Genomic DNA, 15970 nt, shown 5'->3' on the forward strand with positions numbered 1-15970 from the left:
TTTTGTCAGTCGGTTGAAAGCGCTTAGGGCAGGGGCTGAACCTTGGTGTAGTCCGGCCCGATGCAAACAGGCAGGTCGTCATCCAGTTTCAGCCATGTCAGCCTTTCTTCGTGGGCGACATGCAGTGTCGGCTGCAGCTGGTTGGGGTCTTCCAGCGTGGCGACATACAGGTGCAGCACGTCTGACATGGATTGTGAGCGGAACGAGATCGGCGTTCCGCAATTGGGGCAAAAGCTGCGCTCGACCCCAGGGGATGAGTTGAAGGTCTTTGGCAGTTCTCCCGTCCAGCGCCATTGCCCGTCCCGCACGCCGAAATAGGTCGTCATCGGGGCAGCGCATTGCCTGCGGCAACTGTCGCAATGGCAGCTCACGCAGGACAGGACCGGAGGATCAACTTCGTATCGGATGGTGCCGCACAGGCAGTGTCCTTGCATCGCTGTCCTCCGTCGCTGTCAATGTCAGCAGTTTGGCACGTTCACCGCCAGTCCGCCCAGAGATGTTTCCTTGTATTTCTCGTGCATATCATGCCCTGTCTGGCGCATCGTCTCGATTACTGCATCCAGCGGCACGAAATGCTGCCCGTCACCGCGCAGCGCCAGTGACGCTGCCGAGACGGCCTTGATCGCCGCAAGTCCGTTACGTTCGATGCAGGGCACCTGCACCAGCCCGGCAACCGGGTCACAGGTCATACCCAGATGATGCTCCAGCGCGATCTCTGCCGCGTTCTCCACCTGTTCGGGCGTGCCACCCATCACAGCGCACAGACCCGCCGCGGCCATGGCCGAAGCACTTCCGACCTCGGCCTGACAGCCCGCCTCAGCGCCCGAGATCGAGGCGTTGTACTTGACCAGACCGCCAATGGCGGCTGCCGTCAGCAGGAAGTCTTCGATATGGCTCTCTGAGGCCCCCGGCACGTGGTCGAGGTAATAGCGCAGGACTGCTGGCATAGTGCCCGCCGCACCGTTGGTGGGAGCGGTGACGACTTGCCCGCCCGCAGCGTTTTCCTCGTTAACTGCCATCGCATAGACGCTCATCCAATCGTTAATGGTGTGCGGCGCGTTCAGGTTCATGCCGCGCTCGGCCAACAGCGCGTCGTGAATGCCTTTGGCGCGACGGCGTACATTTAGCCCGCCGGGCAGGATGCCGTCGGTCTTCAGACCGCGTTCGATGCAGTTGTTCATGACCTCCCAAAGGCGTGCAGTGCCTTTGGCGAAACTGTCAGCGCAGCCGCGTGCGATTTCGTTCTCGCGCTTCATCTGGGCAATGCTCTTGCCGCTTGTCTTGGCCATCTCCAGCATTTCGGCTGCCGAATGGAACGGGAAGGGCACGGGCGGTCCGTCGTTGGTGGCCTTGCCCTCGGCCAATTCTTCTTCGGTCAGGACAAAGCCGCCGCCGACGGAGTAGTAGACCTGACGCAGGATCACGTCGCCTTGCGCGTCGGTGGCCATCAGGATCATCCCGTTGGCGTGGCCGGGCAGGTTGTGATCGTAGTCGAAGATCAGATCGTTTTTCGGATCGAACTTCAGGGTCGGCAGCCCCTCGGGCGTGACGGAGTGTGTTTTGGCGATAGCGGCCAGTGCGGCCTCGGCCTTGTCGTTGTCATAGGTGTCGGGCACAAACCCCGCCAGCCCAAGGATTGTGGCGCGATCGGTTGCGTGACCGACCCCGGTAAAGGCCAGTGACCCGTGCAACGATCCGCGTAGTCCCGCAAATTCAAACGGAGACTCGCGCATCAGGTCCAGGAACCGTGCGGCGGCAACCATAGGCCCCATGGTGTGTGACGAGGACGGGCCGATGCCCACTTTGAACATATCGAAGACAGACAGGAACATATCAGGTAGCAGAGCCTTCTGGAGGTTTAGCGTAAGCTGGACTGGTGAAGGGGGTAGCCCCCAACCCCTCTGCCGAGATGGCAGCCCGGGTTGCGGGGCGGTTTTCTAGGTGCGTCAGAATGGTTTGCAGATAAGGCGTATCCGCCAATTGATACCAACTGCGATCAGCTCGGGCCGGATAAAGGGCCATCCAACGCATCTGGCAGGCAATGTAGTAGGTCAGCACCGAAGGCTGGTCGGTGTGCAACCAGTTGGGTGCTTTACGGGCTACGTCATCAAGAACCCGAAGATGCCGGCGCAGCCGGGGGCGGATACCGTGACGCAATGTGTCGGCTTGCGCCGCTTCGATGTATTTTTCGGCGTAGAACAGAACGCGCAGATCCGCGTGCAGCGTGTTCGAGGCAAAAAAGAGCCACTTTAGGAACGCTGCCCGATCCGGGCTGTCCGGGGCAGGCGCCATCTGGCCGTGCGTATCGGACAGCCATAACAGGATCGCCGCCGTCTCAAAGATTGGGCCTTGCGGTGTTTCGAGAACCGGGATCAGACCGTTTGGGTTTAGCGCCCTGTAGGCCGGACCGTCCTGCGCGTTTTGCCGACGATCCACCAGCGCCGTTTCAAACGACAGGCCCATCTCTTCCAGCACCAGTCTGATCACCAGGGAGGCGTTGTCGGGGGCATAGTGCAGTCTGTAAGGCGCGTTCATGGGGTGTATGTATACACTAGCTTCGGTGTCCAACGCGCCGATTGCGACGTTTCCAATCGGAAACGCGTATTTTTGCGTCATCTTAGCTCTGGCGACGGGCGAATTGGCGCTCGCAGTTGAGCAGAGCATTTCGTATAAGTCCCTTGGTACTATAGGGGAATGTTGCCATGACCGGAGATCTGTCACCCATCGACAAGGCCAAATATGTAGCTGCGCGCCGTGCCGCCGAAATGGTTCAGGACGGAATGCGCGTCGGGCTGGGCACCGGATCGACTGCCGCCTGGATGGTTCGGCGTTTGGGTGAACGGGTGCAGGACGAAGGATTGCGGATCAAGGGCGTTCCAACGTCGACCCGCACCGCGCAACTGGCGCGTGAACTGGGGATCGAGGTCGTCTCGCTGGATCAGGCCGGCTGGCTGGACCTGACCATCGACGGCGCGGATGAGTTCGACGGCGACCTGAACCTGATCAAGGGCGGCGGTGGCGCGCATCTGCAGGAAAAGATCGTCGCAACGGCCAGCGACCAGATGGTGGTGATTGCGGATGCAGGAAAAGAGGTCGAAACGCTGGGTGCGTTCCCTTTGCCGGTCGAGGTGATCCCATTTGGGTGGCAAACCACGCGGACCCTGATCGAAGAGGCGCTGGATACGATGGATGTGCTGGGCACCTCTGGCGCGCTGCGTATGAACGGAGAGGCGCCGTTTGTCACCGATGAGGGTAACCACATCCTTGACCTTCACCTTCAGCGCATCGGAAACCCCCGGCAACTGGCGCTGGTGTTGAACCAGGTGCCGGGTGTGGTCGAGAACGGGTTATTCATCGACATCTGTGACAAAGTTGTGATCGGCCACGGCGATGGCCGGGTCGAGTTGCGCGATATTAACGAAGGAACGATCGAGCTGGACCAGTTGGTCGGGGGCGGAGAGAACCTATTTTCGGATCTGGCGGACTAAGGGTTGGATGCGGGACCGACCTATTTGGTCAGGGAAACTCGGCTGTCGCGATCTATGCGTTTGATGGTCAGGGGCGGCGGGGCTACGTTGCTGGGGCTGATGCCGTTTGCCTACTTCAGGTACGCACCGCGCTCGGAAGGCCCAACCGCTATTTTCTATGATTTGACGTTTGGCATTCTGGCTGTGAGCATACTTATCTATTTGGTTCAATTGTTACGCAGGACAGATATCGTGGCCTCTGTCGCACCCGAGGGGCTATGCTTTGCTTACAAGAAGCCGGGCGGACTGTGTGAATTAGTATCCTGCGGCTGGAGTGAATTAAGGGCGATTGAGGTTCTGCGGGTTAAACGGTGGGCGCCTATTCCAGCCCGAACAATCTGTATTCGCCTTCGAAACGATCACAGCTTCGCGGATTTTCCGTTGAAAGGAATACCGCAGAGCATATCTGACGAGTTCATCAACGCGTTGCGTCAATATTGGCCGGATTTGGATGCCCCCTGGGAGGCTCAGCTTGCCAAACGGAAGGCTATGGACAGCAGCGCGAGATAGAGTACACCCCTTTGCAACGTCTTTGTGGCGATTGCTGAAGTTTGGAAGAGGCAGGACAAATGAGCTTTGACTATGATCTGTTCGTCATCGGCGGAGGTTCAGGCGGGGTTCGCGCCGCGCGTGTGGCAGCTGGCGAGAACGGAGCCAAGGTGGCGCTGGCGGAAGAGGATCGCTATGGCGGTACTTGCGTCATCCGGGGCTGTGTGCCCAAAAAGCTGATGGTCTTTGCCAGCGAGTTCTCGGGCATGGTGGGCGATGCGCAGGCCTATGGCTGGGACATTCAGCCCGGCGCGCTGAATTGGAAAACCTTCCATGGCAAACTGGTGACCGAACTGGACCGGCTGGAAGGCATCTACCGCAATATCCTGAAAAACAACGGTGTCGAAAGCTTTGATCAGCGTGCCACTGTTGTTGATGCCCACACGGTCGAGCTGGCCGACGGCACACGTAAGACGGCCAAGCACATCCTGATCGCTACCGGCGGTCGTCCGGTCGTGCCCGAATTCCCGGGATCGGACTTGGCGATCACGTCGAACGAAATCTTCCACCTCGACAAGCTGCCGGAAAGCATCCTGATTGTCGGCGGCGGTTACATCGCCAGCGAGTTCGCCGGGATTATGAACGGGATGGGGGTGAAGACCACTCAGTTTTATCGTGGCGCGCAAATCCTGCGCGGCTTTGACGAAGAAGCGCGCGGTCTGATCTGCGAAGAAATGCGCCAGAACGGCATCGACGTTCGCTTGGGCACCAATGTGCTGGAGATGACCAAAGTGGGTGACAAGATCCGCGTCAAAGCCACCGACGGCACCGAGGATCAGTTCGACCTGGTGATGTATGCGACTGGGCGCGCTCCGAACGCTGACAATCTGGGCCTTGAGGCGCTGGGCGTTGAGCGTGGCCGCAAAGGTGAGATCGTGGTGGATGAGTACAGTCAGACTGGCGTGCCGTCGATCTATGCCATCGGGGACGTCACTGATCGCGTGAACCTGACGCCCGTGGCAATCCGTGAAGGCATGGCCTTTGTAGAAACCGTGTTCAAGGGCAACCCCACACCGGTGGATCACGAACTGATCCCGACCGCGATCTTTACGCAGCCGGAATTCGGCACGGTGGGCCTCAGTGAAGAAGACGCAGCGGCACAGGAACCGATTGACGTTTATGCGACTTCGTTCAAGCCGATGCAAAAGGCGTTTGCCGGTGGAACACAGCGCGTGCTGATGAAGCTGATCGTCAGCAAGGCGACCCGCAAGGTTCTGGGCTGCCACATAGTTGCACCCGGCGCGGGCGAGATGATCCAGCTGGCGGGTATTGCCGTCAAGATGGGCGCAACCAAGGAAGATTTCGACCGAACGGTTGCCGTTCACCCGGTAATGGCCGAAGAACTGGTGACAATGCGGCAACCTGTGCGCACTGCTTGATTTGCAACCGCGCGCACACAAGTTACAAGGGAACCCGTGATCACACGGTCCAACACGAAGGAATTGATACATATGGCGGGCAACAGCGGTGGCCCCTGGGGGGGCGGAGGCTCATCCGGAGGCGGAGGAAATCGGGGTGACAACGGGGACGGGCGCAAGCCCCCCGAAGGCGACGGCCCGCAGATCCCCGAGATCGATGAGCTGATGAAGAAGGGTCAAGAGCAACTGCGCGTCCTGATGGGCGGCCGCGGCGGTTCGGGCCGTGGCGGCGGTCAGGGTGCAGGTGGGGGCGGTCCCATCTTTACCAAAGGCACTGTGCTGATCGGTGTGGTTGTTGCGGCTGTGCTTTGGGGCGCAGCCAGCTTCTATACCGTCAAGCCCGAAGAACAGTCGGTTGAGCTGTTTCTGGGCGAGTTCTCGGCCGTCGGCAATCCGGGTCTGAACTTTGCCCCATGGCCCTTTGTGACTGCTGAAGTCATCCCGGTCACCCGTGAACAAACCGAAGACATGGGCGGCACGCGTGGCAGCGACGATGGTCTGATGCTGACCGGTGACGAAAACGTGGTCGACATTGACTATCAGGTCGTCTGGAACATCAGCGACCCGGCTAGATTCCTCTTCAATCTGCGGGACCCGCGTCAAACAATCCGAGCGGTTTCGGAATCGGCGATGCGCGAAATCATCGCGCAAAGCGAACTGGCCCCGATCCTGAACCGGGATCGTGGTGTCATCGCGGACCGGCTGCAGGAACTGATCCAATCCACAATGGACAGTTATGATTCAGGCATAAACATCGTACGCGTGAACTTTGACAAGGCCGATCCGCCGCAGGACGTGATTGCCGCATTCCGCGACGTTCAGGCCGCTGCACAGGAACGTGACCGTCTTCAGAACGTGGCCGACGCCTATGCGAACCGCGTTTTGGCGGAAGCGCGCGGTGAAGCTGCACAGGTTCTGGAAGAAGCCGAGGCGTATCGCGCCCAGCAGATCAACAGCGCGCAGGGTGAAGCCAGCCGCTTTAGCGCGGTTCTGGAGGAATACTCCAAAGCCCCGGACGTGACCCGCAAACGCCTCTATCTTGAGCGGATGGAGCAGGTTCTGGGTGACGTGGACAAGATCATTCTTGACGAAAACTCGACCGGTCAGGGGCAGGGCGTCGTGCCTTATCTGCCGCTGAACGAACTGCGCCGCAACCAGGCCGAGGGGAGCAACTGATGCGTAAGTCACCTATCATTCTTATCCTCGTCGTGATCCTTGGCGTTGTCGGGTTGTCTTCGATCTTCATTGTGGACGAGCGTGAACGCGCGCTGGTCCTGCAGTTTGGTCGCGTCGTGGCCGTAAAAGAAGAACCCGGTCTGGCATTCAAGATTCCGGTGATTCAGGAAGTTGTCCGCTATGACGACCGAATCCTGTCCATCGACGTTCAACCGCTGGAGGTTACGCCTTTGGACGACCGTCGTCTGGTTGTTGATGCCTTTGCCCGCTACCGGATCTCGGACCTGAACCGGTTCCGTCAGGCCGTTGGTGTAGGCGGCATTCCTGTCGCCGAAGACCGCCTTGACCGTATCCTGCGCGCTGAAACGCGTGAGGTTCTGGGTTCGGTATCGTCCCGCGATATCCTCAGCTCGGACCGTGCCGCGCTGATGCTGCGTATCCGGAACAGTGCAATTGCCGAAGCGCAGGCGCTGGGCGTGAACGTGATCGACGTGCGTTTGAAGGCCACCGACCTGCCACAAGCTAACCTCGAGGCGACGTTCGACCGGATGAAAGCCGAACGGGAACGTGAGGCGACCGACGAACGCGCCCGTGGTAACGAAGCCGCGCAGCGCGTCCGCGCGCAGGCTGACCGGACCGTGGTTGAACTGGTGTCGGATGCCAATCGTGAGGCCGAGATCATCCGCGGTGAGGCTGACGCCGAACGCAACGCAATCTTTGCCGAAGCCTATGGCGCGGACCCAGAGTTTTTTGAGTTCTACCGTTCGCTGAGCGCGTATGAGAACGCTCTGCAGGGCGGAAACAGCTCGATGGTGCTGAGCCCGGATTCCGAGTTCTTCAATTACCTGAAGTCACCCACCGGGCAGGCGGGCCGGTAATGGGACTGATCCTTCTGGCCTTTGGGCTGGTACTGATTGTCGAGGGGCTGGCCTACGCGCTGGCCCCTTCGCTTATTGAGCGTATGTTGGAGGCGTTGCGCTCCATCCCCGAACAGGCCCGGCGGCCGACCGGGCTTTTGTGTGTCGTGACCGGTCTGGTGCTGCTTTGGGGCGCGTATCAGGTCGGGTTTTGATACTGTCACCTCAATTGCCGGTGATTTCCCCGCGATCCCGAGTTGCGGGCTTGGACAAACTGACTACATTGGTTCCTAAGAAAGGCTGCCTGCGGGCGGTTCGGCAAGATTTGTTGACAAGGAGTTCCCAAGTGCAGGCACAAGCACGCAGTATTTCGGTCCGGCAGGACGAGGGTGTTGGTTTAATGCGGTTGATGTGGCTGGTCTTCGTAGGGATGATGCTTGTTCTGGCTCAGACCGTCTCGGCCCAGGCGCGGGGCGAAAGCCTAGCGCCTCTGGCGGAAAAGATCAGCCCGGCTGTGGTCAATATCACAACTTCCACGTTGATCGAGGGCCAGACTGGACCGCAGGGAATCGTACCCGAGGGATCCCCGTTCGAGGATTTCTTCCGCGAGTTTCAGGACCGCAACGGCGATGAAGGCAACCGCCCGCGTCGCAGCAACGCTTTGGGCTCTGGTTTCGTGATTTCAGAGGACGGCTATATCGTCACCAACAATCACGTTATTGCGGAAGCGGATGAGATTCTGATCGAATTCTTCCCCGGCGATGGCCAGCCCAAGAAAGAGCTGCCTGCCAAAGTGATCGGCACCGACGAGAAAACCGATATCGCGCTGCTCAAGGTCGAAGCTTCAAGCCCGCTGCAGTATGTGCAATTCGGCGACAGCGATATTGCACGCGTCGGAGATTGGGTCATCGCCATGGGCAACCCGCTGGGTCAGGGTTTTTCGGTTTCCGCTGGTATTGTTTCGGCGCGGAACCGTGCGCTGAGCGGATCATATGACGATTACATCCAGACAGACGCGGCAATCAACCGGGGCAACTCGGGCGGTCCGCTGTTCAATATGGACGGCGAGGTGATCGGCGTGAACACTGCGATCCTATCGCCCAATGGCGGTTCGATCGGGATTGGCTTCTCGATGGCATCCAATGTCGTTGTGAAGGTGGTCGATCAACTGCGTGAGTTCGGTGAAACCCGGCGCGGTTGGTTGGGCGTGCGCATTCAGGACGTGACCGAGGATATGGCCGAGGCGATGGGATTGGACAAACCCGGCGGCGCGCTGATCAGCGATGTGCCGGACGGGCCGGCCAAGGATGCCGGGCTGCTTGCCGGTGACGTGATCCTCAGCTTTGATGGGGTCGAAGTCGAAGATACGCGCGGCCTGGTACGTCAGGTCGGCGAGACAACGGTCGGCAAATCGGTGCGCGTCGTGGTCCATCGTGACGGTGGCACACAGACGGTTCTGGTCACGCTGGGCCGTCGTGAGGACGCCGAGCGGGCAGAAGACGGCGATGACGAAACCTCTGAGGCTCCGACCGAAGAAAACGCCGACATTCTGGGCCTGACCATCTCGCCGCTGACCGACACGCTGCGCACGGATCTTGGTCTTGAAGAGGATGCCGAAGGGTTGGTCGTCACCGAAGTTGACGAAGCCTCGGAAGCCTTTTCCAAGGGTCTGCGCGCCGGTGATCTGATCACCGAAGCCGGTCAGCAAAAGGTGACGTCGATTGAAGACCTGGAGGCGCGCATGGAAGAAGCGCGTGAGGCTGGACGTAAATCTCTGCTGTTGCTGGTGCGACGCGGGGGTGACCCACGCTTTGTTGCGCTGAGCCTGGGCGAGTAACGCACCACTTCAATTGTTGTGAAAGGGCCGGGGCAATTGCTCCGGCCCTTTCAATTCTGGCGCCGCTGAAAGCAAGTGAGCCACACGCCGGGGAGGCGCGTGGCTCTGGTACAGGGAGAGGCCAGTGGACAGATATCGGGGATGATTCTCTGACCTCCTACGGTAACGCTTCTCAACATAGCTATTGCGCCGTCTTTCGTATGTGAAGGAGGTCACAAGCTCTCGAATTGAGTTAGATGAGGTCGGATTCGGCCAATTCTTTCAGGGCTTCAAAGTCCTGGATCATCAACCCACCGCGAGAAGCCTCGACGACATTGTCCCGCTTCCATGTGGAAATCGTTTTGGACACGGCCTCGCGCGTGGCCCCCACGAACTCGGCCAGCTCGCTTTGCGATAACGTGATGCGGTCCACCGGTTCGCCTTGAAGGGCGGACAAATGCAGCAATTTGCGCGCCAGACGAATGGGCATCGGCAGGAACACCTGTTCATTTAGCTGCGACCCCATCCACCGCATGCGCAAACCGGCCAGCCGGATCATGTCGACGGCAAGGTCGGGATGCTGGCGGATCTGGTCCATGACATCGCTGCGGCGGACGCGCAGTACCCGAGATGGTTCGGCCGCTGCGATTGTGGCTGTCCGCGGTCCGCTGTCAAAAAGCGCGATCTCACCGAATACCTCACCGGGCTTCATAAGGGTCAATGACAACTTGCGGCCACTCATCGCCAAGAAGGAAACTTCAAGCGTGCCTTCTAGAATGGCATACAGCGCGTCGCCTTCGTCCCCTTGTTCGAACAGAACTTCCCCTCGATCCAAAGATATCTCGGATGCCTGCGCGGAAAGCATCGCCCTAAGCCGGTCTGATGCCTCGGACAGAAAGCCGCTGTTGGGGATAGCCGTCATGTGGTTGAGAGTGCTCCGGCTGTTGGTATGAGTGGTGCCCCAATGTTCCACAGCCGGGCAATAAAACCAAGGATTTTGTCGGGTTCGACGCAGCTAGGATACGTCGGCGCCCCGTTTTCCGTGCGAACGCATAGGCAGAATGCGTTTTTTGCCGTTTCGCCTATTGGTGGTCGGGGTCATCCATGTAGCTTTGCAGAAGGCTGAACTGCAGCATCAGAAACACCATCAACGCGATTGGAAAAGCGAAGGTTTCGATCTTGACCCATAGGTCAGTCGACATGGTGCGCCATACAAATTCGTTGGCCACGGCCAAAACGGCGAAGCAACCGCACAGGCGCCGGGTCAGGATCATCCACCCCTCATGGCGCATGGGAAGCATCTCATCCAGAACATACGCCAGATAGGATTTCCCCTGCAGCAGACCAATTCCCAGGATTACCGAGAAGAACCCGTACACCAACGTGGTTTTCATCTTGAAGAACCGCTCGTCATTGAACCAGGCCGTTAGTCCGCCGAAGAAAATGACCATAAATGCGGTGAAGATCTGCATCCGGCTAAGCTTGCCCGTCAGGTACCAGAGGATCCCCATGGCGGCCAGCATCAGCGGTACAAAGATGATGGTGGCCACGATGAAGCCAGAGTATTCAGTTCCACTGATCATAAAGCTGTCGTCCCGCAAGCGCAGGTAGATGAAGAAGAAGGCCAGAGGGGGGCCAAGCTCCAGCGCCTGTTTCAGAAACGGGTTGATTTCTTTTTTGCCTGACATGTCGGTTTCCTGCTGCTTACCCGCCCATTTCAACTATTACGGCGCCCAATGCAATCAATGCCATCAGCGCAATCCGCCTTGGCCCCACGGTTTCCTTCAAAACCAGCCAGCCGATGAGAGCGGCAAACACGGTCGAGGTTTCACGCAGAACAGCGGCCTCGCCGACTTTGTCCAGTCGGGTGGCCAGCATGATCGCTCCGAAGGACATAGGTGCGATGATGCCGCCTGCCAACCCGCGCAACATCAGCGGACCGATGGCGGGGCGGTTGATCATCGCGCGCCACCTGAGGAAGGAATAGATCGGCATGGCGGCCCCGTCGATCATGAAGAACCACGCCAGAAAGGTGAAGGGATCGGCGGTGGCTCGGATGCCGTAGGCGTCATAGGTGGTGTAGAGCGCGACGAACAGGCCGGTTGCGATGGCCAGCGCCAGTGCGATGCCCAGTGTTTCCCGGTTGGTTTCGAGAAACCGAAAGTTATAGGCCGCCAACCCAAAGATACCTGCCAGCAAAACCAGAACACCAAACCATTGCATGCCCGTAAAGGTCTCGCCGAACAGCAGATAAGCACCGATCACGGTGAACAAGGGGCCGGTGCCGCGCACCACCGGGTAAACAACGGTGTAAGATCCCTTGGTGTAAGCCATTGCCTGCAGCGTCTTGTAAGCAATGTGGATCAGCCAGACGACTGCAAAGATTGGCCACATATAGGGTTCTGGCCACGGCACCACGAAGAACGCAAAGGGGGCTGCCATCAGGCAGTAGCTTGCGTCAATGGCCCCGCGTGACAGCCAGGGGTCGTGGCGACCCTTTTGCAGCGCGCCGAAGACGGCGTGCAAAAAAGCCGCCATCAAAGCGAGACTCAAGGCCAATTGGTGGCCAGCTTCGGTGCCTTCAAGAGAGATCAGCCAGTCGCTCAAGTGTCAGTCTTTTCGCTGGGTGTTGAGGCAGGGGGATTTCCACCCCCAGACGCACGGAAGGTATTTTGGGTCAGATGAAGTTTCGGATCAGCTTTGTTCAAGGCCGGTCAGGGCGGCGGCAAATTCTTCGGGATCGAAGGGCGCGAGATCGTCGATCTGCTCACCGACGCCGATTGCGTGGATGGGCAGGCCAAACTTGTCTGCCAGCGCGACCAGCACGCCGCCCTTGGCGGTGCCGTCGAGTTTGGTCATCACTAGGCCCGAAACATCGGCCAGATTGCGGAAGGTCTCGACCTGGCTCAGCGCGTTCTGCCCGGTTGTGGCGTCCAGAACCAGCAAAGTGTTGTGCGGGGCGGTATCGTCGATCTTACGGATCACGCGGACGATTTTGGCCAGTTCCTCCATCAGGTCGGCCCGGTTTTGCAAGCGACCAGCCGTGTCGATCATGAGAAGGTCCGCACCGTCTTGCTGGGCGCGGGTCAGTGCGTCAAAGGCCAGTGAGGCCGGGTCGGACCCTTCGGGTGCAGTCAGGACGGGCACGCCCGCGCGATCACCCCAGACCTGCAGCTGTTCAACGGCGGCAGCCCGGAACGTGTCTCCGGCAGCGATGACGACCTTCTTGCCTGCGGCTTTGAACTGGCTTGCCAGTTTGCCGATGGTCGTGGTTTTGCCTGATCCGTTCACGCCAACGACCAGCACCACCTGCGGACGTTTGGGGTAGATCGGCAAGGGCTTGGCGACTGGCTTCATAACGCGGGTGACTTCCTGCGCCAGCAACTGCTTGATCTCTTGTGTGGACATTTTTCGGCCCAACCGCCCCTCGGCCATGTTGGAGGTGACGCGCAGCGCGGTATCCACACCCATATCTGAGGCGATCAGCAGCTCTTCGAGTTGCTCGAGCATGTCGTCATCCAACGTGCGCCGAATGATGGTTTTTGTTTCGCTGCGACCAAACAGTCGCCCGAGAACACCCTTGGATGGCGCAGTCTCGGGTGGCGGCGGGGCAGGCGTGGGGTCGACTGGTGCAGGTTCAGGCGTTTCTACTGGCTGCGGCACTGGCGCTGGGTCCGGGGTTTCCGGCACCGGCTGAGGAACTTCGGGAACCGGTTCCGGCTGCGGCTCAGGATCGGGTATAATGGGATCGGGGGCGGCAGTTTCCTCACCACCATCTTCTACGATGGCGTCCAGCCCCTGTTCGAGACGGGACGAGGATTTGAACAGCTTGTCCTTTAGCTTTGAGAAAAACGCCATTTTTGGTCTCCGCAGGTGTTCCCCTCACCTAATGCGGATTTGCGGCAAGTGCAAAGGGTCACGACAACGCAAGTAGCAGCCCCGCCTGCGCGCACCAATACAGGATCCAGATCATGAAGGGTGTAACCCTGAGGGCCGGATGGCCAGCGGGCAGCAAAAACTTCTCGGTCGCCAGGATCAGATCCGACGCGATGAATGCCAGCGCAGCGGGCAAGGCCCATCGCAAAGCGCCCGCTTCGGGTAAGGCAAGAACCGTAACGCCCATGCCAAGGATGATCGGAATGTACCCCAGAACCGGAATCTTGAGGTCTCCGGCGCGTGGGGCCAGCAGGGCTGCAGCCACGATCCCAAGGATGATCAGCGTCCAAAAGATGCCCGGTCTGTCAAAGATCAGGGCGGCGTCACTGGCAGGGTTGCTCAGAAACAATGCGATATAGGCCAGATGACCTGCGGCGAATGCGCCGATACCTGCCATGAAGGTCGACTCCGTTTCGCGCGACAACAGCGCATCGCCTGCGGCGCACAAAGCCAGCGCAATGGTCAACAGGACCGGAGCGCCGCTTAGCGCTGCAACCAGAGCCAGCAGCGCGACTGAGGCAGTTTTGAATACTGATCGCAATGCGCTGGCAGGTCGCGGCGACATGGGCAGGTAAGCCAGTGCGCTTGCGGCGGCGATCCAGATTAATGCCATCGTCATGAAAGGTCCCCCGTTGGCGTTTTTCAAGCAACTTCACCGGGAACGCATGAACAACTCAAGCAGTGACGTTAAGGCAGCTGTGGCGGGGAATTGTCTGTTGGCGATGCGGAACCGCATCTGACAAAATGCGTCCATGCTGACGCGAATTGCGATTCTCTTGATTCTGACCGCTCAGACTGCCGCGGCCCAGCCAGCATTGTCGGGGTCCGAATTCGACAGGTACACACGCGGAAAGACTTTGTTCTATGGATTCCAGGGGACGGTGTACGGGGTCGAACGCTATTTGCCCAACCGGCGCGTGATCTGGTCGTTTCTGGATGGAAGGTGCAAGGAAGGTGTCTGGTACGAACAGGGTGAGCAGATCTGCTTTATCTACGAAGACCGTCTTGATCCGCAGTGCTGGGTTTTCACTGAATCCGGCGGCGGCCTGATCGCTCAGTTCGAAGGCAATCCGGATATGACGGTGTTGTACGAGGCCGACGACATCGATGAAGAGATGGTCTGCCTTGGCCCCGATGTTGGCGTTTAGCGAGCTTAGGTTTAGAACAACGATCCCTGATCTGGCGCGTCTTTCTTAGCGGGATTCTTCGAGGATGTCCGGGCGGCCGGAACCTGCCCGGTCTTCAGTACTCCATCTGCGAACTCGATCTCGAATGCGCTGTGTTTCGATGCCTGCTCTTTAGTTGTCAGAACTTGATCCTCGGCCCGGACAACCGCGTAACCCCGTTGCAGAGTTGCTTTGTAGCTGAGCGTTTCCCTCAACCGGTCGGCGGCATCCAGCTTTTGCCGCATGCGATCCAAACGAGTGACTTGCGCTGCATTCATGCGGTCGGCCAAGCCGTTGATATTCTGCCGCTGTTGCTGGATTTCCCGCTGGATCGGTCGCAGAGATAACCGCGACGATAGATTTCGCAGAGCCTCATTTCTGTTCGAAACCAAATTCCGCAATGTAGACGGTCGCAGATGTGCTGACAGTTCAACGACTTGCAGGCGACGGTTTTGAACGCCGCGCTCTAAAGCAGGTGTGAGTCGATCTGCAATTAAGTCAAGGCGTTGGCGCGGTGTGTTCAACAGGCTATCGGGGCGCGGCAACGCTCGGGACAGGTCGCGCAAGCGCTGAGAACGCCGCTGTACAGCATCTGTGGCCGCCCGGGACAGGCGCGCGCCTTGTTCGCCCGTCCAGGCCAGCAATTCCATGCGAACAGGGACAGCAAGCTCTGCGGCGGCCGTTGGCGTCGGTGCGCGACGGTCCGAGACAAAGTCTATCAGCGTCGTATCCGTTTCGTGGCCTACCGCCGAAATCAAGGGAATCTCCGAGGCGGCGGTAGCCCGCGCGACGATCTCTTCGTTGAACCCCCAAAGGTCTTCGATTGATCCGCCGCCACGCGCGACGATGATCAGATCAGGGCGGGGCAGCGCGCCGCCCGGCGTCAGTTTGTTGAACCCATCAATCGCGCGCGCGACCTCTGGCGCGCAGTTGGCACCTTGTACGGCAACGGGCCAGATCAGCACCTTGCGCGGAAAGCGGTCACGCAGGCGGTGAAGGATATCCCGGATCACGGCCCCGGACGGAGAGGTCACAACGCCAATGATCTGTGGCAGATAGGGCAGTGGTTTTTTCCGCTCGGGAGCGAAAAGGCCTTCGGCTTCAAGCTGCTTCTTACGCTTTTCCAGCAGGGCCATCAGGGCACCTTGTCCGGCGACAGCGACCTCATCGACGTTCAGGTTGTACTTTGACTGAGCGCCGAAGGCCGTCAATCGACCGGTGACGACAACTTCAAGACCTTCTTCGGGAACGACAGACAGACCGGAAATCTGACCTTTCCATGTGGTGCAGGCCAGAACATTCCGGTCATCCTTGATGTCATAGTACAGGTGGCCCGACCGTGCCTTGAACACGCGGCCGACTTCACCGCGGACACGGATTCGCCCGAACGCGCCTTCAAGTGTGCGTTTCACCTCGCCCGAGATGTCCGAAACGGTATATTCAGGGGTGTTTTGGCCCGGGATCGGGTCATCAAGCAGGTCGGACATTTCAGCGCCTTGTGTCAAATGCCCGCCCAGCTTAGAAC

At 59.2% G+C, this 15970-nt stretch carries 16 protein-coding genes; 7 read left to right on the plus strand and 9 right to left on the minus strand.

Annotated features, from left to right (window positions below):
* Positions 1-23: 23 nt before the first annotated feature.
* From ACR0AA_RS05775 to ACR0AA_RS05785, 3 genes are read right to left on the minus strand one after another with little or no spacing between them, the layout of a single operon-like run.
* The gene (locus tag ACR0AA_RS05775; protein WP_480755631.1) at positions 24-434 is read right to left on the minus strand and encodes a GFA family protein; all 411 of its coding nucleotides are present in this window, start codon (positions 432-434) and stop codon (positions 24-26) included.
* A 24-nt stretch (positions 435-458) separates the two neighbouring features.
* Complete coding sequence (locus ACR0AA_RS05780; RefSeq protein WP_480755632.1) at positions 459-1832, minus strand: L-serine ammonia-lyase; 1374 nt, start codon at positions 1830-1832, stop codon at positions 459-461.
* Between the two features lies 1 nt (position 1833).
* Positions 1834-2535 (minus strand): glutathione S-transferase family protein, encoded by a 702-nt coding sequence (locus ACR0AA_RS05785; RefSeq protein WP_480755833.1) that lies wholly within the window; start codon positions 2533-2535, stop codon positions 1834-1836.
* A 167-nt stretch (positions 2536-2702) separates the two neighbouring features.
* Between ACR0AA_RS05785 and rpiA the strand changes: the two genes are divergently transcribed.
* The 6 genes from rpiA (at position 2703) to ACR0AA_RS05815 (ending at position 9364) form a co-directional block, all read left to right on the plus strand.
* Positions 2703-3488, plus strand: a complete 786-nt coding sequence (gene rpiA, locus ACR0AA_RS05790) for a ribose-5-phosphate isomerase RpiA (RefSeq protein ID WP_480661240.1) — start codon at positions 2703-2705, stop codon at positions 3486-3488.
* Between the two features lie 608 nt (positions 3489-4096).
* Positions 4097-5455, plus strand: a complete 1359-nt coding sequence (gene gor, locus ACR0AA_RS05795; RefSeq protein ID WP_480755633.1) for a glutathione-disulfide reductase — start codon at positions 4097-4099, stop codon at positions 5453-5455.
* A gap of 72 nt (positions 5456-5527) precedes the next feature.
* The gene (gene hflK, locus ACR0AA_RS05800; RefSeq protein WP_480661243.1) at positions 5528-6670 is read left to right on the plus strand and encodes an FtsH protease activity modulator HflK; all 1143 of its coding nucleotides are present in this window, start codon (positions 5528-5530) and stop codon (positions 6668-6670) included.
* The gene (hflC, locus tag ACR0AA_RS05805; RefSeq protein ID WP_480661244.1) at positions 6670-7548 is read left to right on the plus strand and encodes a protease modulator HflC; all 879 of its coding nucleotides are present in this window, start codon (positions 6670-6672) and stop codon (positions 7546-7548) included. Before hflK ends, hflC begins: the two co-directional genes overlap by 1 nt.
* Positions 7548-7742: a DUF2065 domain-containing protein gene (locus ACR0AA_RS05810; RefSeq protein ID WP_480755634.1), complete on the plus strand. Its 195-nt coding sequence runs from the start codon at positions 7548-7550 to the stop codon at positions 7740-7742. The genes hflC and ACR0AA_RS05810 overlap by 1 nt, the downstream gene beginning before the upstream one ends.
* 185 nt (positions 7743-7927) lie before the next feature.
* On the plus strand, positions 7928-9364 hold the full coding sequence (locus ACR0AA_RS05815) for a Do family serine endopeptidase (protein WP_480661911.1): 1437 nt from the start codon (positions 7928-7930) through the stop codon (positions 9362-9364).
* A gap of 232 nt (positions 9365-9596) precedes the next feature.
* On the opposite strand, the gene ACR0AA_RS05820 is transcribed toward ACR0AA_RS05815, so the two are convergent.
* The 5 genes from ACR0AA_RS05820 to ACR0AA_RS05840 form a co-directional block, all read right to left on the minus strand.
* On the minus strand, positions 9597-10265 hold the full coding sequence (locus ACR0AA_RS05820) for a Crp/Fnr family transcriptional regulator (RefSeq protein ID WP_480755635.1): 669 nt from the start codon (positions 10263-10265) through the stop codon (positions 9597-9599).
* A gap of 160 nt (positions 10266-10425) precedes the next feature.
* Positions 10426-11031 carry an inner membrane-spanning protein YciB gene (locus tag ACR0AA_RS05825; protein ID WP_480661247.1) on the minus strand — a complete coding sequence of 202 codons (606 nt, stop codon included), beginning with the start codon at positions 11029-11031 and terminating at the stop codon, positions 10426-10428.
* A gap of 16 nt (positions 11032-11047) precedes the next feature.
* Positions 11048-11950 (minus strand): EamA family transporter, encoded by a 903-nt coding sequence (locus ACR0AA_RS05830; protein ID WP_480661248.1) that lies wholly within the window; start codon positions 11948-11950, stop codon positions 11048-11050.
* An 87-nt stretch (positions 11951-12037) separates the two neighbouring features.
* A complete protein-coding gene (gene ftsY, locus ACR0AA_RS05835) occupies positions 12038-13201 on the minus strand; it encodes a signal recognition particle-docking protein FtsY (RefSeq protein ID WP_480661249.1) in 1164 nt (387 codons plus the stop codon).
* Between the two features lie 58 nt (positions 13202-13259).
* Positions 13260-13898 (minus strand): lysoplasmalogenase family protein, encoded by a 639-nt coding sequence (locus ACR0AA_RS05840; RefSeq protein WP_480661250.1) that lies wholly within the window; start codon positions 13896-13898, stop codon positions 13260-13262.
* A 133-nt stretch (positions 13899-14031) separates the two neighbouring features.
* On the opposite strand from ACR0AA_RS05840, the gene ACR0AA_RS05845 reads away from it, so the two are divergent.
* Positions 14032-14427 (plus strand): hypothetical protein, encoded by a 396-nt coding sequence (locus tag ACR0AA_RS05845; RefSeq protein WP_480661251.1) that lies wholly within the window; start codon positions 14032-14034, stop codon positions 14425-14427.
* An 11-nt stretch (positions 14428-14438) separates the two neighbouring features.
* Here the strand turns inward: ACR0AA_RS05845 and xseA are convergent, their stop codons facing one another.
* Complete coding sequence (gene xseA, locus ACR0AA_RS05850) at positions 14439-15932, minus strand: exodeoxyribonuclease VII large subunit (RefSeq protein WP_480661252.1); 1494 nt, start codon at positions 15930-15932, stop codon at positions 14439-14441.
* Positions 15933-15970: the final 38 nt, after the last annotated feature.

This window comes from Ruegeria sp. CE8 (genome assembly GCF_056537465.1).